Here is a 20,405-nt window from a genome sequence, read left to right as displayed (position 1 = left end):
TCGCGGATATATGGGGATCAGTAGTTGCCGACGGGCCAGTCGGTGTAGCCCTTCGCGCCGCCGCCGTAATACGACTCGCGCGGTGCGATGGTCAGTTCGGCCCCACGACGCAAGCGCTCAACCAGGTCTGGGTTGGAGATAAACAGGCGGCCAAACGCCACGGCGTCGATCTTGCCTTGGGCGCGGCGCTCAATAGCCATCTCCAGGTCGTAGTTGTTGTTGCCGATGAAGGGCCCGTTGAACTGCGCGCTCAGTGCGTCCATGTCCACGCCTTCCGGCACGTCACGCGAGGTGGCGGTCGCGCCTTCAACGAAGTGCAGGTACGCCAGGTCAAATGCATTCAGTTGCTGGATCAGGTAGCCATACATCGCCATCACGTTGCTGTCAGGCGGCGTGTTGCCGGCGTCAGGCGTCACCGGCGACAAGCGGATGCCAACGCGGTCGTTGCCCCAGATCTTGACGATTGCTTGGGTCACTTCCAGGGTAAGGCGCGCACGATTTTCGATAGAGCCGCCGTACTGGTCGGTGCGATGGTTGGTCGAATCGCGAAGGAACTGGTCCAGCAGGTAGCTGTTGGCCGAGTGAACCTCTACACCATCAAAACCAGCACGTTTGGCATTCTCGGCAGCACGTTTGTACTGCTCGATGATCCCCGGGATCTCATCGGTTTCAAGCGCTCGTGGCATCGACACCGGGACGAAGCCTTTGGTGGTGTAGGTGTCACCTTCAGCCTTGATGGCAGAAGGTGCGACCGGAGCGGCACCGTCAGGTTGCAGCTCGACACTGGAGAAGCGTCCCACATGCCACAGCTGGCTGACGATCTTGCCGCCGGCGGCATGCACGGCGTTCGTGACTTTCTTCCAGCCCGCAACCTGCTCCTCGCTCCAGATGCCGGGGGTGGACGCGTAACCGCGACCTTGCGCGGAAATATTGGTGGCCTCGGCGACGATCAAGCCCGCCGTGGCGCGTTGTGCGTAATACTCGGCGTGCAGCTCGTTGGGGATGCCATCTTCGGCGTAGCGGCTACGGGTTACAGGTGCCATCAAAATACGGTTGGCGAGTTTCATCGCGCCCAGGTTGATGGGGGTGAATAAATCAGTACGGCGAGCGTTATCTGTCATGATGACCTCATTTAAATAGACCGGTCGTCTAGTAAGTTGAAAAAAAAATAGCTACGACAACAGTCGCTTTGCTAATGCCAGGGAGGTTTCAAAGGCTGCATCGCGCTTGCCAATCTTCATCATCAGGGAGGCACCGAGCCAAACCTGGTAGAGCGATTGCGCAAGCGACGCGCTTGGTACTGCGGACGTGATCGATCCATCGACAAGCCCCTGCTCGATACAACGCTCAAGCTTCGCGTGGATGGCCTGAGTACCTTGGTCGAGCACCCGGCGCATGCCCTCCGAGAGATCACACACCTCGGCGCCCAATTTAACGACCAGGCACTTGTCGGTCGGCAAATCAGAGCACTGGGTTTGCGCCCAATACTGGAAGTAACTCAGCAACCTTTGCGCGGCGGGTGCAGAGCCCATCAACAGCGTGTCGACCGTTGCGAGGTAGTCGGAAAAATACTGTTCAAGCAATGCCTGACCAAATTCTTCCTTGGATTTGAAGTAGTGGTAGAACGAACCTTTAGGCACGCTTGCAGCCGCTACCACCTCGGCTAACCCTACGCTGGTGTAGCCTTTGTGCGTCATCAACGTCCTGGCGACGTCCAGGATGTGTTGGCGAGTTTCAGAATGATGCTTCTTCATAATGCAGCCACTCTAATTAACAATAGACCGGTCGTCTAGTAAATTTTAGAATAGCTTCACCTTCTACGACCAACGGCGAACGAAGACAAATGACAGGGTCAAGCTCATGAACACCCCTCCCCCCCACGTCAACGTTCAATACCGAGCGCCTTGCGCAATTCAACCTCAATTGCCTGGTGATCTTTGCTGCGCTTTATCAGGAAAAAAGTGTCACCAGGGCATCTGAGCGCTTGAACATCGGACAGCCCGCGGTCAGCAACAGCCTCTCCAAGCTCAGGCTGATTTTTCAGGACCCACTGTTTTTTCGCCGAAACGCAGAGAGGGTGCCCACCGCAGTCGCTGATGACATTGCAAAGCATGTGATACCGCTATTGAGCGGTATGGGTCATGTGCTTGAGCGATACAACGTACCGGCCCTTGGCCACGCGTCACGGTCAACCTGAAAGCTCAAAATGACGCTGTGCAACCGAAAATCTCATTTTGTGTATCATTGGAGCAGAACTTTCCTCCAGGCATGCTCGTCTGGCGATACGCCCCAAGGTGCTGCACTCAATGACCAACTCCACCCCAATCGCTGTTCCACGCGCAAAAGGACGCCCGCGCGCGTTCGATCGCGACCAGGCTCTGCTGCAGGCGCTGGCAGTGTTTTGGAAGCGTGGCTACGAGCCCGCCTCGGTGGCGGAATTGTGTTCAGCCATGAGCATCAGCCCTCCCAGCCTGTATGCGGCGTTCGGCAACAAGGCCAAGTTGTTTCTGGAAGCGGTTACCTATTACGAAGCGACGTTCTGGGATGCCACGTGGGAGCGCATGGACACCGAGCCGGACATCGTGCGCGCCATCAGCGACTTCTTCCACACTTCAGCCTCGATCCTGACCGAACCCGAGGCCCCCTGTGGCTGCATGGTCGTGCTCGCGGCAGTCAATGTCTCCGACGATGCCGGTGAAGTCACCGCCACCCTCAAGGCTTTACGCCAAGAGGGCCGTGACTACTTACAGCAGCGCCTGGATCGCGCGGTGGAACAAGGTCAGCTCAAACCGCAAACCGACACCCGGCTGCTCGCCGCGGCCCTCAATACCTTGCTCGAAGGCATGTCCCTGCAAGCGCATGACGCTGCGAGCCGAGAGGATCTGCAAGGCATCGGCGCAACAGCCGTCGCGATGCTGACCCCTTCACTCGTTGACAGTGCGTGAATGCTAACGCCCCCCGCGAAGCAACTAAAACAATATATTTGAATACGTTAAAACAATTATATTTGTTAATGGCTCTTCGGTTTTAGCCTATTTCGCCGCTCGCATTGCACAGAAGTGGCCAGAGGCAGACGCTGCCAGCGCGCTTGACAATTTATGTAGTGATCAATATAGAATAAAGACCTGCATGCATCGTCAATGACGTTTGCAGGTTCGCTTGAGCGGGCCATTTATAGAACATCGCCTGATCTGGAGTGACTATGAACTCAGTTTTTATCGTCGGTGGTTCGGGTAAAGTCGCCCGCAGTCTCGCCCAACAACTGGCCAAACGAGGTCATCAGCCACGCTCGCTGTTTCGCCATGCGCAACAAGCCGAAGAGCTCAAAGCACTGGGCGCCACCCCCGTCGCCGGTAACTTGCTTGAACTCGATGCGCAAGCGCTGGCCAAGCTCATGACGGGCAGCGACACAGTCGTATTCGCGGCCGGTGCAGGCGGCAAAGGCGGCGCACAAATGACCGATGCTATTGATGGTCACGGGTTGGAACTGTCTGTCGCCGCGGCTCAACGGGCGGGTATCCGGCGCTTTATCCTGGTCTCCGCGTTTCCGGAGGCATCACGTGGCAAAACGGTTTCCGAGACCTTCGAAAACTACATGGCCGTGAAGAAACGCGCCGACGTGCACCTGGCCGCAACCGACCTTGACTGGGTCATCCTGCGCCCGGGCACGCTGCTGGACTCGGCGGGCACTGGCACTGTCCACGCCGGCCTGGCCATCCCCTATGGTGACGTGCCGCGTGAAGACGTAGCGGCAGTTTTGTTGCAGATCATTGAAAAGCCGGGAGTGAATCGCGTCATTATCGAACTGACCCAAGGCGCCACGCCGGTCGCTGAGGCTATCGAGCATTTTGTCCGGCATTGCCCTCAGGCATGAATGAGCTGAAGACAGTAACGCTGCTATTGGTTGGCGCAAGCGGATGGGGTGGTCGCCCTGTATTGGCGTTGGCACTGTCAGATCCGCGCATCGGCGTGGTCTACACGCCGACGCGCAAAGTGTTGGCGGTGCATCCGAAACTCATCGCCGTGGTGACGTCGAGCAGCGTGACGAAGCCGGACACTAGGCCAACAAGCGTCGACTCATTTCAAGCGCCGCGTCAAACGGCTCGCGTGTTCTATTGACCTTGACCAGCAACGAGGCGCCCAACCACATCTGGTAGAGCGCTTGCGCCAGTGTTGCCGAGTCGACGGACGCGTCAATTGAGCCATCCGCTTTACCCTGCTCAGCACAACGAACCATCCGCTCAATGATCAGGGCAGTCCCTTTTTCAAGCACACCGCGCATGTTTTCGGACAGGTCACACACTTCCGCACCCAATTTGACCACCAGGCATTTTTGATCCGTGTGATCAAACGCCTGCGTCTCGGCCCAATAGCTTAGATAGCTCAGCAGACGTTCAGCACCGGAGCCCTCGCTGGCCAATTGCACATCGACCCGCCCGAGGTACTCTTCAAAGTACTCTTCGAGCAGCGCTTGTCCGAACTCGTCCTTGGAACGAAAGTAGTGATAGAACGAGCCTTTAGGTACGCCCGCGGCCGCGAGCAACTCGGTGAGGCCGACGGCGGTGTAGCCTCTTTGGGTCATAAGCGACCTCGCAACATCGATGATGTGCTGGCGCATGTCATGGGCGGGTTTCTTCATAATGCGGCGCATGCTAGCAAAAAAATGATCCAGCGTCAGGCGCCCGTCAGAACGCCTGCCCTTTGTTCACCTGTATAGGAAGCCATTTTGCGCAGCGCTTCAGCAACAAAAATATAAATATATTTCGAAGCAAAACATAATTATTATTTGAGCATGATCAAAGAACTGAAAACACTTATCGCGGTGGCGAGAGAAGGCACGTTTGCGGCTGCCGGCAGCACGATCGGCCTCACCCAAGCCGCCGTCAGTGCCCAGATGCAACGCCTTGAGGCGGAGCTAGGGGTACAGCTGTTCGACCGTAAGGGACGCTCGGCTCAGCTCAATCGAATGGGTCACCAGGTTTTGGCGCAGGGTCAGGAACTGGTACGCCAATTTAAAGATCTGGGCTCGACATCGGTGGGTCTTCCCGCGAGCGTTTTGGTCACCCTGGGAGCGATTGCCTCGGTTCAGCGCTCCTTCCTGCCAGAAGCCCTGGCTGAATTTCATCAACGCTCTGCGCAATGCAGGACGCGAGTGCTCCCCGGCTTGTCGATGGAGTTGGTGAACCAAGTCGATTCAGGCGAAATCGATATGGCCGCGATCATTCGCCCGCCCTTCTCGCTTCACAGTGACCTGCGCTGGACAACCTTGGCGCGAGAACCTTACCGGCTGATCGTCCCCGCCGATATGCCGGGAGACGATTGGGCGGAATTGGTATCGAGCCAACCCTTTATCCGCTATGACCGTTCATCTTTTGGCGGGCGCCAGGTTGATAGGTTCTTGCGTCAAACCCATTTTTCATTGCATGAAGTCTGCGAACTCGATGAGCTGGATGCGATCATCAAACTGGTTGCGAATGGCGTCGGTATGGCCCTGGTACCGGAAACGGCCACTCCTGAGGAGTGGCCTGCTGAAGTGCGCGCGATCGACCTGAAACAACGTACATTCCATCGCGACATCGGGCTGGTTCATCGTGCACGCCGCAGCCTTACCGAGCCAGTAAAATTACTGGCTCAGCTGATTATTGAACAGGCCGTGAAGAAGCATTAGACGCCAGACATCGTTGGAATATTGGAGCACATGCCCAACGGAGTAAACAGCAATCAAGGCGCTGCATGCGTTTGGAAAATCTTGCTAACAACCGTCCACTTGCCTTCTACTTTCAGCAGATGGAAGAAGTCGGTAAAAGAGAGGCCGGACATGCCGTTGGCGTCAATGCGAGCACTCGCGGCATTACCGACGATTTCAATACGCGTAATAGCAGCTTGCGCATCCGGAGATGGGCGAAACCCCTTATCAACGCCCTCGAACAGAATTGGAATCGCACCGCCTTCCAGCTTGCCACCGGTGCCGACGCTGTACATTGTCGCCTGTTCATTGAAAGCGGGTTTCATGATACTGCTCTTGGCCTGCTTGCAACCCTCAATATATGTATTAAGCACCTTGGTGATAGCCTGATAGTCTTCTACATAAGTAGCTTTGCTGACTGTTTGACTACTGATTACTGGCGGATTGCTCGGTGAGTTGTCTGCGTGAGCCAGCGCGCCAACGCTCGAAATCAAGCCCACAAAAAACAACTGCTTAAAAGATATGATTTTCATTTTAGTCGCTCTTCACAAGGAGTGTAATTATTGAAATATGCTCAACCACAAAAACCCGGCAGACGCTCATGGAATCTGCTGTGCGCAGGCAGCCGCGCAATGAGATGACCCTGTGTTTGCACTAACGCAGCCCGCAGTTTCAACGTGACTTGCGGGCGCTTTGTTTTTGAAGTTACTTGCTCAGGCGGGTCTTGAGTTCCTGAGAAGCCTGCGCAATTGCGCTGCGCGGCGTCGGCAGATGGCTGAACGCGTTCGACAGACCGAAATCGTGAATCATGCCGTTGTAGCGAACCGTCTTCACAGGTACACCCGCAGCGTCGAGCTTGCGGCCGTAAGTTTCAGCTTCATCACGCAGGACATCGAATTCTGCAGTCTGGATCAGCGTCGGCGGCAAGCCTTTCAATTGCTCGCTCGTGGCCTGCAGCGGTGAAGCGTAAATCTGCTTACGTGCCTCGGCGTCGCGTGTGTAATTGTCCCAGAACCACACCATCATGTTCTTCGTCAGGAAATAGCCGTTGGCAAACTCCTTGTACGACGGCGTCTCGAAGTTGGCATCTGTCACTGGGCACAGCAACACTTGCGAACGCAGTGCGGGTGCACCCTTCTTGTTGGCCATCAACGCAACCACGGCGGCAATGTTCCCACCTGCGCTGTTGCCAGCTACGGCCAGGCGCGTGCCGTCTACATTGATCTCTTTGCCATGTTCGGCCACCCATTTTGTCGCGGCATAGGCTTGCTCGGTGGCGACGCCGTATGCCGCCTCTGGCGAGAGGCTGTAGTTGACGAAGACCGCCACCGCACCCGAGCCTGCCACCAGGTCACGCACCAGTCGTTCGTGGGTCGGGAAGTCGCCCAACACCCAGCCGCCGCCGTGGAAATACATGAACGCGGGCAGGGTCTTCTGTTGGCTACCGACGGGACGCACGATGGTCAACGTCAGATCGCTGCCGTTGACGCGTATCGTCTTCTCGCTGACATCAGCTGCCGGCAAGGCCACTTGGGGGGCAGCCTGGGCACCTGCCAGCGCGGCACGGGCATCGACCGGCGTCATGGAGTCGAGCGTCTGGCCACCTTCAAGCGATTGCAACAGTTTCGCCGTGTTGTGCTCAACCCCCGGGTAGCCGGTGGCAGAAGCAGCACCCGGCGCAAGGGACACGACGGTAAGGGCGAGAGCAGAGGTAAGGGTTTTCATGACGTTTCCATTTGTATGTCTGAGTACTGGGCAGCCTCAACTACCGCAGACTCAAGGACGACAGAGGCTCAAGGCGCGACATGGGTGTGATAAATCTTGCTGACGACCGTCCACTTGCCATCGACTTTCAACAGATGAAAAAAGTCGGTAAAGGAAATGCCTGCCCCGTCGCCTTTACCGTTGATGTCATCGGTGGGAAGTGGAAATCGCTCATCCTGTTCCACCTGATGTCCGGAACAAAGCGCTTCAACGAGTTGCGCCGGCTAATTCCCGATGTGACGCAGCGGATGCTCACCTTGCAACTCAGAGAGCTGGAGACTGACCGGGTTATCCATCGCGAAATCTATCGTGAGGTCCCGCCCAAGGTGGAATATTCGCTCACAGAATTAGGCAACACGCTTGCTCCGTTGGTCCGTGCGATGCGCGAATGGGGCGCGGGCATGAGGAGGCAATCCTGACTTTCAGACGCGCTGAAATCGATGCCAATCCACTTGAATAACTCGCCTAGCTTCAGACTTAAAGGCATAAACACGCACAACGTTTAGTGATTGACCAGCCATGGAAAGAGCCTTTAACGCGGTTAACGTGGAAGGCTCTTGTGTGTCACTGATTAAACGTTCTGCTCGACCCCTACAGACCCTTTTCGCTCCAGGGGCGCTTTCTCCCACTTGGCGATGACCAGAGGTGCAATTGCGTTACCCTGCACGTTCAAGGTAGTGGTGCCGCTGTCGATGATCCGGAAGATCCCGGCAATCAACGCGACCCCTTCCAGCGGCAGTCCGGCAGACGCCAAGGTGGCCGACAGGATGATGATGGCAAACCCAGGCACACCCGCAGCGCCCTTGGACGTCAGCACCATCGTGACCACCAGCAGAATTTGCTGAGTCAACGACAGATCGATGCCATAGAGTTGGGCAATGAAGATCGTCGCCACACCGAGGAAGATCGAAGCACCGTCCAAGTTGAACGCATAACCCACCGGCACCACGAAACTGACGATGCGTCGAGGCACGCCATAGGCTTCCAGCTTGGTCATCAACTGTGGCATGACGGCCGCAGAGGCAGCACTGGAGAAGGCCAGAATCAGCTCATTGCGCAAGTACTTGATCAACTTGAAGACGTTTTCACCGATCAAGTAGCAAATGCCGCCGAGTATCACCAGGGCAAAGGTAATCAGCGCCAGATACACCACGCCGATCAACTTGAGCAACGGCAGCAACGAGGCAAATCCGAAGGTCGCCACCGTGGCGCCGATCATGCCGAATACACCGATCGGTGCGTAGGCCATGACAAACGACACCACCTTGAACATGGCGTCGGAGAAGCCCTGCACCACCGCAACAACCGGTGCACTCTTCTCGTTAGGCAAGGTGTTCAACGCCATGCCCAGCAACACGGCAAAGAACAGCACCGACAGCAACTTCGCTTCCGACATCGCGACAATCACGTTATCGGGCACGATGTTTTGCAGAATGATCAGCGCACCTTTCGACGGCTCCATGTGCACGGCTGCAGCGTTGTGCGCAATGCCGGCGATTTCAGTGCCCCTACCCGGCTCGAACAGGTTGGCGAAGCACAAGCCAAGCACGATGGCGAGGCTGGTGATTGCAAAGAAGTAGATCAATGACTTTGCGCCCATACGCCCAAACGATTTGTTATCACCGCCCCCGGCAATGCCGAGGATCATGCAGCAGAAAACAATCGGCACGACCACCATCGTCATCATCTTGATGAAGATATCACCGAGCGGTTTGAGGATTTCGCTACTGACCCACACCTGATTTTCCGGGTGGGTATTGAAATACCAACCCACGAGCACGCCAAGCAACAGCCCGGCAACGATTTGCCAAACTAAGGGGATACGTTTCATGTCTAGCCTTTTTGTTGGAATGAAAGGACTGCGTAAGCGCAGTAGCTAGATTCATGAGCTTCCAGCTCATTTAAATTTCCTGGGCGCACGCTTTAACGTGCGCCAGGTTTTTTTATTATTTAGCGAACAGCTGGCTCATATCCTTGAACGCCTTGAACTCCAGCGCATTGCCGCACGGGTCGAACAGAAACATGGTGGCTTGCTCGCCGACCTGACCTTTAAAACGAATGTAGGGTTCGATTACAAACTTGGTACCGAAGGATTTCAGACGCTCGGCCAGCGCTTCCCACTGAGCCCATTCCAGAATGATGCCGAAGTGCGGAACCGGTACGTCGTGGCCGTCGACCGGATTGCTGTGCACGCTTTCCTGAGAGGCAGTCTTCGGGTGTTCATGGATGACCAACTGGTGGCCGTAGAAATCGAAATCGACCCACTGCTCGCTAGAGCGGCCTTCGGCAAGGCCGAATACCTCACCGTAAAAGGTGCGCGTAGCGGCCAGGTCATACACAGGGATTGCGAGGTGGAAAGGAGAAAGACTCATCAGGACTCCGATAACAATTTTTATTGGTTTGTGGTGGCGGACACCGTGATCGCTGCCCGACGGCTTTTTGAAGGTGGATTTATGCTAAAGCCGAACCAACTTAAAAAAAATCAATATAAATTTTTCAAAAGCACAATTTTATTTTGTTAATCGGCAATCTCTTTTTATTGCTCCCAGCCCGCCTGAATCGCATGGGAAATTTGATCGACAAACACCCCTTTCTTCGCCGCAACCCTAGGCGCCTGGCATTACGCCCCAACCTCCGATGGACACGCGGATCGCCCCCCCCCTGGCAACCGCGTATTGCAACATCGCGCAGAGCATGAGCATCTCGCGAGCCAATTTCTGGATAGATGCAGAGAGGCAAACCCGAGAAGTCCGCTATAGCCCGCACACCGGGTTCCTGCCCACTCCGGGCCGAGGCCTGGATTACTGAGCGCTGCTCACGGATTCATTCTGAAAACGCCAGTTATCAGCTGCAACCTAGTGCCATAGGCTCCCACACTGAGCACCGGCTTCAGCCACACCTACTGCGAATGGAGACGTTGATGAACACTAGAACCCCCACCGCAACGGGAGCTGGAATAGAACTCTCCCGACGACAAGTGCTGATAGGTACCGCAGGTACTGCAGTCACGGCCGTATTAGCAAAGGTCGATGATGCCCAAGCGACTGCCAACACGAAATCAGCAGCGCAGAGCCCGCCTGGCAGTCATGTGACGTTTACCCTCAACGGGCGGCGAGTTGCCGTGGATGTCGATAACCGCAGCACGCTTCTGGACGTCCTTCGAGAAAGGCTGCATTTAACCGGCACCAAGAAGGGCTGTGACCACGGCCAATGCGGTGCCTGTACGGTAATCGTAGAAGGGCGACGAATAAACTCATGCCTCACGCTTGCGGTCATGCACGAAGGGGACAGCATTACCACCATTGAAGGGCTCGGTACGCCGGACAACCTGCACCCTCTGCAAGCGGCATTCATCAAGCACGACGGCTACCAATGCGGTTACTGCACGCCTGGGCAGATTTGCTCAGCAGTCGCGATGCTTGAAGAAATAAAGGCTGGAATACCCAGCCACGTCAGCGGCGATTTGATCGCCAGGAGCACCGTCACAGCCGCCGAAATCCGCGAGCGCATGAGTGGCAATATCTGCCGTTGCGGGGCGTACTCCAACATCGTCGATGCCATTCACGAGATAGCCGGAGGTGAGGCATGAAATCCTTTACTTACGAACGGGCCACCTCTTTGCCGCATGCGGTTAACGCCGCGGCCAATAACCCGGGTGCCCGATTCATCGCCGGCGGCACCAATTTGCTCGACTTGATGAAACTGGAAATAGAAATCCCCCAGCACCTGATCGATGTAAACGGCCTGGCGCTCGATGAAATCACCCCGACCGAGGACGGCGGACTAAGGATCGGCGCCATGGTGCGTAACACTGACTTGGCTGCTGCGCCTCAGGTGCGTCGAGACTACGCCGTACTATCCAAGGCGCTGCTAGCGGGAGCGTCAGGACAATTGCGCAACAAAGCCACAACGGCAGGCAATCTATTGCAACGCACCCGGTGCGCCTACTTTTACGATACCCATCAGCCTTGCAATAAGCGGCGTCCGGGTGCCGGCTGCTCTGCAATCGGTGGCGCCAGTCGGCAACAAGCGATCGTCGGGGTCAGCGATGCCTGCATTGCCAGCCATCCCAGTGACATGGCTGTGGCGATGCGAGCATTGGGCGCAAGGGTCGAAACACTCAACTCGGACGGCCAGGTCAGAACAATTGATCTCGCCGACCTTTACAGCGCACCGGGGACCACCCCACATATCGAGAACATCCTGAACAACGGCGAACTGATTACTGCCGTGACGCTGCCTAAACCTTTAGGGGGCGAGCATATCTACTACAAGGTTCGTGACCGCGCCTCCTACGCGTTCGCGCTGGTTTCTGTCGCGGCGATCGTACTGCCAGACCGGACGGGGCAACTCGCCCTGGGGGGCGTGGCGTACAAGCCTTGGCGAAGTGAAGAGGCCGAAGCTTATCTGCCTGACGGCGCGAAAGCCGTAGCCAGGCAGTTGCTGGCTGGCGCCAATCCTACTGCGCAGAACGCCTTCAAGATCAAACTGGCGGAACGGACAATTGGCCTTGCGCTTTCCACCGCATCTTCCTAAGCGACATCACCGACATTGCACGGCTGCGGTCGACTGATCAGGAGTAAGCCTCATGAAGTTTGATACGCCTGCGAGCACCAATCCCATCGATCAAATGAAGGTGATTGGTCAACCCAAAGATCGAGTTGAAGGCAAACTGAAAACAACCGGCACGGCGACCTATGCTTACGAACAACAGGCCGCTGTCAGTCCCACCGCCTACGGCTATGTCGTCGGTTCAGCAATCGGCAAAGGCCGAATTTCCTCAATTGATTCGAGCGAAGCACGCCAAGCCAGCGGCGTGATTACAATCGTCACCTATGAGAATGCGGGTCAACTGGACAGGGGCGAATTTTACGTTGATCGCGCACTTGCCGGCCCAAAGATCGATCACTATCACCAGGCCGTAGCAATCGTGGTCGCGCACACGTTTGAACAAGCCAGGGCCGCTTCGGCTTTGCTTCGGGTCTACTACGTAAGAGAGCCTGGCGCCTACGACTTGGCAGCGCAGCGAGCGTCAGCCACGACACCCGCGCCGGGTGCCTTTGGCCCTCCTCCACACACCGCAACCGGGGATTTCGAAGGCGCGTTCAAGCAGGCAGCGGTCACCCTCGACGGCCATTACACAACCCCGGATCATGCCCACGCGATGATGGAACCCCACGCCACCATCGCTCAGTGGCAGGGAAACAAACTGACGCTATGGACATCCATTCAGCAGATGAACTGGGGTGTCAGAGACCTGGCTAAAACGCTTGGCATCTCCAAAGACAACATTCACCTGATCTCGCCCTACATCGGCGGCGGCTTTGGTGGAAAAGGCACCATCCTGTGCGACGCCGTATTGGCGTCTCTTGCCGCTAGAGCGGCCGGGCGCCCGGTGAAAGTAGCACTCCCCCGCCCGCTTATGTTTAACAATCTGACCCATAGACCCGCGACGATTCAAAGAATCCGGCTCGGTGCAAATCCGGACGGCACACTCACTGCCGTCGGCCACGAGAGCTGGTCTGGCAATCTGCGCGGTGGTCGCACTGAAGCGGCCACCGCATCGACCCGTACGTTGTATGCGGGCGCAAACCGCATGACACGTTTGTATCTCGCCGAACTCGACCTTGCTGAAGGTAGCGCCATGCGCGCGCCCGGTGAAGCTCCAGGCATGATGGCACTGGAAATTGCCATGGACGAAATGGCTGAGAAACTGGCGATGGATCCTGTGAAGTTTCGCGTCATCAACGACACTCAGGTAGACCCGGAGCAGCCTGATCGCCGGTTCTCTCAGCGCCAGTTAGTCGAATGCCTGAATACGGGAGCCGATCATTTTGGCTGGGCTCGGCGTAGTACCCAACCGGCTAAAGAACTGCATGACGGTTGGTGGATCGGGTTGGGGATGGCGTCCGCGATTCGAGGCGCACCCACGACGAAGTCTGCTGCTCGCGTACGGCTTGATCGCAAGGGCATGGTCACCGTCGAAACCGACATGACTGATATTGGCACTGGCTCTTACACCATCATTGCTCAAACGGCTGCGGAAATGATGGGCGTGGACATGGACAAGGTAAACGTCTACCTGGGCGACTCAAGATTTCCGGAATCATCGGGTTCAGGCGGCCAATGGGGCGCAGCCTCCTCCACGGCGGGCGTCTATGCTGCTTGTGTGAAACTCAGAGAAGCCGTCGCAACCACATTGGGCCTCGATCCGACAAAAACCGAATTTATCGATGGCCACGTCCGTGAAGGGTCGAACAACCTACCATTGGCGCAAGCGACAATAGACGGCGACTTGCAGGCCGAAGACGTCATGGAGTTTGGCGACTTGGCCAAGCAGTATGCCCAACAAACCTTTGGCGCTCACTTCGTAGAGGTTGGTGTAAACGCGGCCACAGGAGAAATTCGCATTCGCCGCCAGCTGGCAGTGTGCGCAGCAGGCAGAATACTCAACCCCAAAACGGCACGCAGCCAGATCATCGGGGGAATGACTATGGGCGCAGGTGCAGCGCTGATGGAAGAAATGATTGTAGATCATCGTTTGGGCTATTTTGTTAATCACGATCTGGCTGGCTACGAAGTGCCGGTGCATGCCGACATCCCCCATCAGGAGGTAATTTTCCTGGATGAAGTTGACGCCTATGCGACTCCGCTGAAGGCCAAGGGTGTCGGCGAACTCGGTATTTCTGGAGCGGCAGCGGCGATTGCCAACGCTGTTTATAACGCCACTGGCATTAGGGTTCGTGATTACCCCATTACGCTCGACAAGTTGATAGACCACTTGCCCGCTGTGGGCTGACCTTACCGCTTTTTGCTTCGGAGTCATCAATGCAACTGAGCCGCACGAACCTGGCAGACATTGTTTATTTCCTCGCCATCGCTCGGCATCAAAGCTTCAGAAAGGCAGGTCTGGACGTGGGCATCAGCGCGTCTGCACTGAGCCATGCCATGAAAGGGCTGGAGACACGGCTTGGTGTTCGACTGCTCAATCGCACCACCCGAAGCGTGACACTCACGGCGGCGGGCGAGGAGCTGCAAAGCCTCATCAGCACTCCCGTAAATGATATCGGGCAGGCGCTGGAGACCCTGAACCGGCTACGCGATGAGCCCGCCGGGCGTATCCGCCTGAACGTGTTGAGCGATGGCGCAAAACTGCTGCTCGGCCCCGTTCTTCCGGTTTTCATTGATCGCTATCCGGACATCGAGGTTGACCTCACCGTGACTAACCGAATGGTCGACGTTATCGGCGATGGCCATGATGCAGGGATTCGATTCGGCGGGACGGTGCCCGAAGACATGATCGCTCAACGACTCTCTCCCGATGTGGCATGGGCCGTCGTTGGCGCGCCTGACTACCTTGAGCGATTCGGTACCCCACTACATCCGGAAGAGCTGTACCAACATCGTTGTTTACGCGTGCGCCTGGGGAATGCACGAATCTACCACTGGCAATTCTCGAATAAGGACCAACAGCTGGAGATAGACGCGCCGGGCGCCATCACTATCGATGAGACCCGTGTCGGTGTAGCGATGGCAATGCGCGGCGCCGGCTTGATGTATGTGCCTGCGAAAGTCGTCGAACGACAGATCGCGCAAGGCTCCCTGCGGCGAGTCCTTGAGGACTGGACTCACCATGACCCAGGATTTCACATCTATTACTCAAGCTTCAGACAGGTTCCCGTAGGCATTCGCCTACTGATTGACCTTATCCGCGAGCTCGAACCCATGGGGCCACTCCCCTAGCGATTTCAGCTCGCCTGGCGCTTGGTGAAGACATCGCTAAATACCGGCACGGCTGAGAAGGCGTTAGGCCAGCCAGCATAGAACGCTAGATGCGAAAGCAACTCGGAAGCTTCGGTCTGCGTCAGGCCATTGTCCATGGCACGATTGAGGTGGTAACCGATCTGCGCAACCTGACCGTTTGCGACTAACGTCGTAACAGTAATCAGACTACGGTCTCTGGGCGCAAGGCCCGGCCGCAGCCAGAGATCGTTGAATAACGCACTGGTGGTGAATTTCACTAACCCTGGCGAAACCGGGCCAACAGATTTGTCGACAGCTGCAACGCGTGTGTCTTCGGCAGCCTGATCGATAGGCAATAGCTCAGGCGACACCGGCGCCAGTTGGTCAGAGGCTATGCCATGTTTGCTGAACACCTCTTTGGCAATCGACGCTGCTCCAGCGGCGTTACCCCAACCCGAATAAAACGCGAGATGGTTGATAGTTTCGGACAACTCCAAGGGCGTCACCCCGTTCTTCAACGCCAGATCCAGGTATGCCGCCAGCTCAGTTGTCTGACCTCGCGCAACCAGGACGGCGACCGTTGCCAGGCTGCGGTCACGGGGAGACAACTCTGGGCGCTTCCAGACCTCACCGAGCAGTAATGTGTCAGCGTTGTGAGCCATTACCGGTGATGCGGCGTGTATATCGGCTGAATTTGACATGTGCGAAATTTCCTCAGTCCGCGCCCCCTCGGGGGTGGCGCATGCAGACAAGCACAGCGCTAAGCCTGCTGCTGCAAATGTTCGAATAATCATAATGAAGCGCCGTACTGGGCTTCGGTAACTGGCTCAAGCCACTCGACATTTTTGCCGTCAAGCGTCTCTTGAATCGCTATGTGAGTCACGCCGGTCGTGCTCGTTGCGCCGTGCCAATGCTTGACGCCAGGCGGCGTCCATATCACGTCTCCAGGCTTGATGACCTGTTTATCAGCGCCCTCTTGTCGAACCCATCCAGTACCCACAGTGACCACCAGCATTTGTCCCAACGGGTGGGTATGCCACATCGATCGCGCACCCGGTTGAAAGGTCACATACCCTGCCGAGACTTTCGACGGTGCCCGTGGGGCGAAGAGAGGGTCAATTCGTGCAGGCCCCACGAAATGAGTTGGCGGCCCGATGACGGATGCCTGCTCACCATTTCTCACGATCGTCATGGCGTGCCCGGAACGGGCATCAGCAGCGCAGGCGTTAAATGCGATGGTGGCCAACAGGGCGACTCCTGGCCTGGCTGCTCTCGGGCGCATCGGTAGCTCCTTGCTCAATGAATAGGGTTGCGACCAACCTAATGGATGTCTCCAGGTTCAACTACCGGCTGTTTGGTTTATGCACCGATGAGCAGCCCTCAACAATTGGCCGGTGCGGGCTCAGCGCTGGGGGCATGCGCAAACGTCGTGCTGGCGCGAGCGAAGGTGTGAGACCTTCCGCTCTAGCGGGGTCGCCCAGGGACCACTTCCATACTCCCTCCATTGTCCTGAGGGCGATGGCCGATGCACTCAAGCGTTCCCGGCCCTCGTGTTATCTGCGTGGTTTTTTCTGAAAACTGAGAACAACGCGAGTATTCAGGCCGTCCGCGTCAACGACCTTTGCGATCAAGCCCGCGCCTACGCAGGGACAGCGTCCAGAGTGGCTGCCTTCTGCCGCAACAAGTCGATAAACAACCCCAATTCCCGACTCACCGGGTCGCCCTTGCGCATCAGCAAGCCAAACGGTGCCAGCCTCACATCCAACGCAACCGGCAGTGCCACCACCAGTCCCATCTTCAGGTAGTCACGCAGGGCGCTTTCCGACAACACCATCACCGCATCAGTCAGTTGGATCAGTTGCTGCATCGAATACACCGAGCTGCATTCGATGATATCGGCAGGGCTGGGCAATGCCAGGTCCTGCAGCGCCTGGTCAAAGCTGATACGCGCCGGGCTGGTTTGCGGTTGCAGAATCCACGGCCAGGCATGTACCAGTTCCGCCAGCGATAGCTGATCGCGTTGGGCCAGCGGGTGGCCGGCGTGTACCACTACCAGCAGGCGCTCATTGCCCAAGGGTTCAAAGCTGTAGTGTTGGTTGTCGGTGGCGGCGTTGCGGCGTGAGATCGCCAGATCGATACGGCCCTGTTCGAGCAACTGAATCACCTGGTCGCTGGTGTCACCCATGATGCGGATACGCAGTTGCGGATTGAGCGACTTGATCTGCGCAATGCTGTCCATCACCAGATCCGGCGCGGCGCCCATGATGGTACCGATGGACAGGTAGCCATAACCGCCCTGCTTACGCGCCGTTAAATCTTCGGCACAGCGGTCCAGACCACTCAGCGCCGACTCGGCGAAGTTGATCAGTTGCTGACCGAGCGCCGTAGGACGCATCCCTCGCGGCAAACGCTCGAACAGATCGCAGCCGAACATGTCCTCGATCTCGTGCAGCATACGCGTGGCGGCGGGCTGCGACATGTTCAGGGCCTGGGACGCGCGGTGCAGGTTCTGGCTGGAGCTCAGCGCCACCAGCATATGCAAATGCTTGTAGCGCAGGCGGTTGAACAGGCTGGGAGAGATCGCGGGACTACGCATTTTTTTCCTTTTAATCGATACCCTGAGGTTATCACCTTTAAGCGAGATTCGATTTGTAGCGCATTGCTCGGCCGCCGTACAGTCCGGCCCATAAGAACAACACGACGGACTCCCTTATGAAAACCCTGCCTGCGCCCCTGCTCGCCAAGATATCCTGGCGGCTGCTGCCCTTTCTGCTGCTGATGTACATCATGGCGTTTCTCGACCGCGCCAACGTCGGGTTTGCCAAACAGGCCTTCCAGGCTGATACCGGGTTGAGCGATGCCGCCTTCGCCTTTGGCGCCGGTGTGTTCTTCGTCGGCTACGCCCTGCTGGAAGTGCCGAGCAACCTGATCCTGCACCGCGTCGGCGCCCGCCTGTGGATGTGCCGCATCATGGTCAGTTGGGGCCTGATCTCGGCGGCGATGGTGTTCGCCCATAACGAAACCAGCTTCTATGTGTTGCGCTTCCTGCTAGGCGTGGCCGAAGCCGGCTTCTTTCCCGGCGTGATCCTCTACCTCACCTATTGGTTCCCCCAAGCCGTGCGTGGCAAGGCCATGGGCTTCTTCTACTTCGGCGCCCCACTGGCATTCATCTTCGGCAGCCCGTTGTCCGGTTTGCTGTTGGAGATGGACGGGTTCGGTGGGATTCACGGCTGGCAATGGCTGTTCGCCGTCGAAGGTTTGATGGCCACCGCTGTCGGCATCTGGGCCTATTGGTATCTGGACAACCGCCCGGCCGACGCCAAGTGGCTGAGCGTGGACGAGCGCCAGCAAATCCAAAGCTTGCTCGACCGCGAAGACCAACACAAAACCTCCCATGGCCGCAGCCTGCTGACCGTGTTGTGCCAACCTTCGGTGCTGTACCTGTGCCTGGTGTACCTGCTGATCCAGGCCAGCGTATATGGCGTGGTGTTTTACCTGCCTACTCAGGTGGGCGGCCTGCTCGGCACCAAGGTCGGCTTGATGGTTGGGTTGGTCTCGGCAATTCCCTGGGTCTGCGCACTGTTCGCCGCCTGGTGGATCCCCGGTTATTCCGACCGCACCGGCGAGCGCCGCCGCACCGCCTGCCTGACCCTATTGATGGCGGCCGCCGGCATCGCCTGCTCGGTGACCTTCGCCAACCCGCTGCTGGGCATGCTCGCGCTGTGCTTTGCGGCCTCGGGCTTTATCGCGGTGCAGCCGGTGTTCTGGACCTTTCCTTCCAGCTACCTGGCCGGCAGCGCCGCCGCCGCCGGCATTGCCCTGATCAATTCCTTCGGTGCGCTCGGCGGCTTCATTGCCCCGGTGATCAAGCACTGGGCCGAAGGCGCCTTCCATTCCCCGGCGGCCGGTTTGTACCTGCTGTCCGCTACCACAGTACTGGCCGCATTGCTGGTGCTGGGCATCCATTCACCCGGCCGCAGCGCGTCGAACACGCCGGCCACTGTTTAACGCCAGGAGTCACACCATGGGTCATCTCACCATCAAACACGTACGCGCCTTCGTAGTGCGAGGCGGCGGCGCCGATTACCACGACCAGGGCGACGGCCACTGGATCGACGATCACATCTGCACGCCCATGAGCAAATATCCCGAGTACCGCCAGAGCCGTCGTAGCTTCGGGATCAACGTGCTCGGCACCCTGGTGGTGGAGATCGAAGCCAGCGACGGCACCGTCGGTTTCGCCGTGACCACCGGGGGTGAACCCGCGGCGTATATCGTCGAAAAACATCTGGCGCGCTTTATCGAAGGCGCGCGCATCACCGATATCGAAAAGATCTGGGACCAAATGTACCAGTCCACCCTTTTCTACGGCCGCAAGGGTCTGGTGATCAACACCATTTCCGGTGTCGACCTGGCCCTGTGGGACCTGCTCGGTAAGATCCGCCAGGAGCCCGTTCACCAACTGCTCGGCGGCGCGGTACGCGATGAGTTGCAGTTCTACGCCACCGGCGCGCGCCCCGACCTGGCGCAGAAAATGGGCTTTATCGGCGGCAAGATGCCCTTGCACCACGGGCCCAGCGAGGCTGAGGAAGGCCTGCGCAAGAACCTCGAAGCACTGGCGACCATGCGTGAACGGGTCGGCCCTGATTTCTGGTTGATGCTCGATTGCTGGATGAGCCTGGATGTGAACTACGCCACCAAACTGGCCATCGGCGCCCACGAACACGGGCTCAAGTGGATCGAAGAAGCCCTATCCCCGGACGATTACTGGGGCTACGCCGCCCTGCGCAACAACGTGCCAAAAGGCATGCTGGTGACCACTGGCGAGCATGAAGCCACGCGCTGGGGTTTCCGCATGCTTCTGGAAATGGGCTGCTGCGACATTATCCAGCCCGATGTCGGCTGGTGCGGCGGCCTCACCGAACTGGTGAAAATCTCCGCCCTGGCCGATGCCCATAACGCAATGGTCGTGCCCCACGGCTCGTCGGTGTACAGCTACCACTTTGTTGCCACCCGCCATAACAGCCCGTTCGCCGAATTTCTGATGATGGCGCCCAAGGCCGATGAAGTGGTGCCGATGTTCCATCCGCAACTGCTTGGCGAGCCAGTGCCAGTCAATGGCCGCATGCGCCTGTCGGTGCTCGACAAGCCCGGTTTCGGCGTAGACCTGAACCCGGATTGCCAATTGCACCGTCCGTACAACCGCTAAGGA

General features: G+C 57.5%; 21 protein-coding genes and 1 pseudogene. 11 read left to right on the top strand and 11 right to left on the bottom strand.

Translation table 11 applies throughout. The features are described from left to right. Positions 1-17: 17 nt before the first annotated feature. Entirely contained in the window at positions 18-1,121 is a 1,104-nt protein-coding gene (locus CIB54_RS18340; RefSeq protein ID WP_101220575.1) for an alkene reductase, read from the bottom strand. Between the two features lie 51 nt (positions 1,122-1,172). Beyond that, complete coding sequence (locus CIB54_RS18335; protein ID WP_101220574.1) at positions 1,173-1,754, bottom strand: TetR/AcrR family transcriptional regulator; 582 nt, start codon at positions 1,752-1,754, stop codon at positions 1,173-1,175. Between the two features lie 176 nt (positions 1,755-1,930). On the opposite strand from CIB54_RS18335, the gene CIB54_RS18330 reads away from it, so the two are divergent. The 3 genes from CIB54_RS18330 to CIB54_RS18320 all read left to right on the top strand — a co-directional run bounded on the left by CIB54_RS18330 (position 1,931) and on the right by CIB54_RS18320 (position 3,874). Next, positions 1,931-2,197, top strand: coding sequence for a LysR family transcriptional regulator (locus CIB54_RS18330; RefSeq protein ID WP_232790572.1), 267 nt, complete (start codon positions 1,931-1,933; stop codon positions 2,195-2,197). Between the two features lie 109 nt (positions 2,198-2,306). Continuing rightward, complete coding sequence (locus CIB54_RS18325) at positions 2,307-2,945, top strand: TetR/AcrR family transcriptional regulator (protein ID WP_101220573.1); 639 nt, start codon at positions 2,307-2,309, stop codon at positions 2,943-2,945. Positions 2,946-3,202: 257 nt separating this feature from the next. Then, positions 3,203-3,874: an SDR family oxidoreductase gene (locus tag CIB54_RS18320; RefSeq protein WP_101220572.1), complete on the top strand. Its 672-nt coding sequence runs from the start codon at positions 3,203-3,205 to the stop codon at positions 3,872-3,874. A gap of 183 nt (positions 3,875-4,057) precedes the next feature. Here the strand turns inward: CIB54_RS18320 and CIB54_RS18310 are convergent, their stop codons facing one another. After that, on the bottom strand, positions 4,058-4,639 hold the full coding sequence (locus CIB54_RS18310) for a TetR/AcrR family transcriptional regulator (RefSeq protein WP_198557202.1): 582 nt from the start codon (positions 4,637-4,639) through the stop codon (positions 4,058-4,060). Between the two features lie 153 nt (positions 4,640-4,792). Here CIB54_RS18310 and CIB54_RS18305 point away from each other — a divergent pair, with 153 nt between their 5' ends. Continuing rightward, positions 4,793-5,668 carry a LysR family transcriptional regulator gene (locus CIB54_RS18305; RefSeq protein WP_101220571.1) on the top strand — a complete coding sequence of 292 codons (876 nt, stop codon included), beginning with the start codon at positions 4,793-4,795 and terminating at the stop codon, positions 5,666-5,668. A gap of 53 nt (positions 5,669-5,721) precedes the next feature. On the opposite strand, the gene CIB54_RS18300 is transcribed toward CIB54_RS18305, so the two are convergent. From CIB54_RS18300 to CIB54_RS27900, 3 genes and pseudogenes are all read right to left on the bottom strand, one after another. Further along, positions 5,722-6,180, bottom strand: coding sequence for a nuclear transport factor 2 family protein (locus CIB54_RS18300; protein WP_232790573.1), 459 nt, complete (start codon positions 6,178-6,180; stop codon positions 5,722-5,724). A 211-nt stretch (positions 6,181-6,391) separates the two neighbouring features. Then, a complete protein-coding gene (locus CIB54_RS18295; RefSeq protein ID WP_101220570.1) occupies positions 6,392-7,411 on the bottom strand; it encodes an alpha/beta hydrolase in 1,020 nt (339 codons plus the stop codon). A 68-nt stretch (positions 7,412-7,479) separates the two neighbouring features. Further along, positions 7,480-7,581 (bottom strand): annotated as a pseudogene (locus tag CIB54_RS27900) (nuclear transport factor 2 family protein); the annotation flags it as partial. On the opposite strand from CIB54_RS27900, the gene CIB54_RS18285 reads away from it, so the two are divergent. Then, positions 7,546-7,869, top strand: a complete 324-nt coding sequence (locus CIB54_RS18285; RefSeq protein ID WP_101220602.1) for a winged helix-turn-helix transcriptional regulator — start codon at positions 7,546-7,548, stop codon at positions 7,867-7,869. The pseudogene CIB54_RS27900 and the gene CIB54_RS18285 overlap by 36 nt on opposite strands. Positions 7,870-8,021: 152 nt before the next feature. Here the strand turns inward: CIB54_RS18285 and CIB54_RS18280 are convergent, their stop codons facing one another. Next, positions 8,022-9,281, bottom strand: a complete 1,260-nt coding sequence (locus CIB54_RS18280) for a cation:dicarboxylate symporter family transporter (protein ID WP_101220569.1) — start codon at positions 9,279-9,281, stop codon at positions 8,022-8,024. Positions 9,282-9,396: 115 nt separating this feature from the next. Then, complete coding sequence (locus CIB54_RS18275) at positions 9,397-9,822, bottom strand: VOC family protein (protein WP_010656575.1); 426 nt, start codon at positions 9,820-9,822, stop codon at positions 9,397-9,399. 548 nt (positions 9,823-10,370) lie between these two features. Between CIB54_RS18275 and paoA the strand changes: the two genes are divergently transcribed. Genes paoA through CIB54_RS18255 form a run of 4 tightly spaced genes read left to right on the top strand, consistent with a single transcriptional unit; the run spans position 10,371 to position 15,193 of the window. After that, a complete protein-coding gene (paoA, locus tag CIB54_RS18270; RefSeq protein ID WP_101220568.1) occupies positions 10,371-11,039 on the top strand; it encodes an aldehyde dehydrogenase iron-sulfur subunit PaoA in 669 nt (222 codons plus the stop codon). Further along, positions 11,036-11,986, top strand: a complete 951-nt coding sequence (locus tag CIB54_RS18265; protein ID WP_101220567.1) for an FAD binding domain-containing protein — start codon at positions 11,036-11,038, stop codon at positions 11,984-11,986. The genes paoA and CIB54_RS18265 overlap by 4 nt, the downstream gene beginning before the upstream one ends. Before the next feature lie 52 nt (positions 11,987-12,038). Then, complete coding sequence (paoC, locus tag CIB54_RS18260) at positions 12,039-14,249, top strand: aldehyde oxidoreductase molybdenum-binding subunit PaoC (protein WP_101220566.1); 2,211 nt, start codon at positions 12,039-12,041, stop codon at positions 14,247-14,249. A 29-nt stretch (positions 14,250-14,278) separates the two neighbouring features. Next, entirely contained in the window at positions 14,279-15,193 is a 915-nt protein-coding gene (locus CIB54_RS18255; RefSeq protein WP_101220565.1) for a LysR family transcriptional regulator, read from the top strand. A gap of 5 nt (positions 15,194-15,198) precedes the next feature. Here CIB54_RS18255 and CIB54_RS18250 read toward each other — a convergent pair whose 3' ends face one another. The 3 genes from CIB54_RS18250 to CIB54_RS18240 form a co-directional block, all read right to left on the bottom strand. Beyond that, entirely contained in the window at positions 15,199-15,987 is a 789-nt protein-coding gene (locus CIB54_RS18250) for a carboxymuconolactone decarboxylase family protein (RefSeq protein ID WP_101220564.1), read from the bottom strand. Further along, entirely contained in the window at positions 15,984-16,475 is a 492-nt protein-coding gene (locus tag CIB54_RS18245) for a (R)-mandelonitrile lyase (RefSeq protein ID WP_198557201.1), read from the bottom strand. Before CIB54_RS18245 ends, CIB54_RS18250 begins: the two co-directional genes overlap by 4 nt. 357 nt (positions 16,476-16,832) lie before the next feature. Then, positions 16,833-17,789: a LysR family transcriptional regulator gene (locus tag CIB54_RS18240; RefSeq protein WP_101220563.1), complete on the bottom strand. Its 957-nt coding sequence runs from the start codon at positions 17,787-17,789 to the stop codon at positions 16,833-16,835. A gap of 116 nt (positions 17,790-17,905) precedes the next feature. Here CIB54_RS18240 and CIB54_RS18235 point away from each other — a divergent pair, with 116 nt between their 5' ends. Both CIB54_RS18235 and rhmD read left to right on the top strand, forming a co-directional pair. Beyond that, positions 17,906-19,201 (top strand): MFS transporter, encoded by a 1,296-nt coding sequence (locus tag CIB54_RS18235; RefSeq protein WP_101220562.1) that lies wholly within the window; start codon positions 17,906-17,908, stop codon positions 19,199-19,201. Between the two features lie 16 nt (positions 19,202-19,217). Then, complete coding sequence (gene rhmD, locus CIB54_RS18230; RefSeq protein ID WP_101220561.1) at positions 19,218-20,402, top strand: L-rhamnonate dehydratase; 1,185 nt, start codon at positions 19,218-19,220, stop codon at positions 20,400-20,402. Positions 20,403-20,405: the final 3 nt, after the last annotated feature.

Origin of the sequence: Pseudomonas fluorescens, assembly GCF_002837185.1 — a bacterium.
Classification (GTDB): domain Bacteria; phylum Pseudomonadota; class Gammaproteobacteria; order Pseudomonadales; family Pseudomonadaceae; genus Aquipseudomonas; species Aquipseudomonas fluorescens_AM.
The sequence above is the reverse complement of the archived record's forward strand: the minus strand, read 5'-3'. Positions and strand labels throughout refer to the sequence as shown.

Coding starts and splice junctions, on each gene's coding strand:
- CIB54_RS18310 (WP_198557202.1), bottom strand. CDS start 4,639: ATGAAGAAACCCGCCCATGACATGCGCCAGCACATCATCGATGTTGCG.
- CIB54_RS18325 (WP_101220573.1), top strand. CDS start 2,307: ATGACCAACTCCACCCCAATCGCTGTTCCACGCGCAAAAGGACGCCCG.
- CIB54_RS18285 (WP_101220602.1), top strand. CDS start 7,546: ATGAAAAAAGTCGGTAAAGGAAATGCCTGCCCCGTCGCCTTTACCGTT.
- CIB54_RS18335 (WP_101220574.1), bottom strand. CDS start 1,754: ATGAAGAAGCATCATTCTGAAACTCGCCAACACATCCTGGACGTCGCC.
- CIB54_RS18250 (WP_101220564.1), bottom strand. CDS start 15,987: ATGATTATTCGAACATTTGCAGCAGCAGGCTTAGCGCTGTGCTTGTCT.
- CIB54_RS18305 (WP_101220571.1), top strand. CDS start 4,793: ATGATCAAAGAACTGAAAACACTTATCGCGGTGGCGAGAGAAGGCACG.
- paoA (WP_101220568.1), top strand. CDS start 10,371: ATGAACACTAGAACCCCCACCGCAACGGGAGCTGGAATAGAACTCTCC.
- CIB54_RS18275 (WP_010656575.1), bottom strand. CDS start 9,822: ATGAGTCTTTCTCCTTTCCACCTCGCAATCCCTGTGTATGACCTGGCC.
- rhmD (WP_101220561.1), top strand. CDS start 19,218: ATGGGTCATCTCACCATCAAACACGTACGCGCCTTCGTAGTGCGAGGC.
- CIB54_RS18240 (WP_101220563.1), bottom strand. CDS start 17,789: ATGCGTAGTCCCGCGATCTCTCCCAGCCTGTTCAACCGCCTGCGCTAC.
- CIB54_RS18265 (WP_101220567.1), top strand. CDS start 11,036: ATGAAATCCTTTACTTACGAACGGGCCACCTCTTTGCCGCATGCGGTT.
- CIB54_RS18340 (WP_101220575.1), bottom strand. CDS start 1,121: ATGACAGATAACGCTCGCCGTACTGATTTATTCACCCCCATCAACCTG.
- CIB54_RS18235 (WP_101220562.1), top strand. CDS start 17,906: ATGAAAACCCTGCCTGCGCCCCTGCTCGCCAAGATATCCTGGCGGCTG.
- CIB54_RS18245 (WP_198557201.1), bottom strand. CDS start 16,475: ATGCGCCCGAGAGCAGCCAGGCCAGGAGTCGCCCTGTTGGCCACCATC.
- CIB54_RS18255 (WP_101220565.1), top strand. CDS start 14,279: ATGCAACTGAGCCGCACGAACCTGGCAGACATTGTTTATTTCCTCGCC.
- CIB54_RS18295 (WP_101220570.1), bottom strand. CDS start 7,411: ATGAAAACCCTTACCTCTGCTCTCGCCCTTACCGTCGTGTCCCTTGCG.
- paoC (WP_101220566.1), top strand. CDS start 12,039: ATGAAGTTTGATACGCCTGCGAGCACCAATCCCATCGATCAAATGAAG.
- CIB54_RS18280 (WP_101220569.1), bottom strand. CDS start 9,281: ATGAAACGTATCCCCTTAGTTTGGCAAATCGTTGCCGGGCTGTTGCTT.
- CIB54_RS18320 (WP_101220572.1), top strand. CDS start 3,203: ATGAACTCAGTTTTTATCGTCGGTGGTTCGGGTAAAGTCGCCCGCAGT.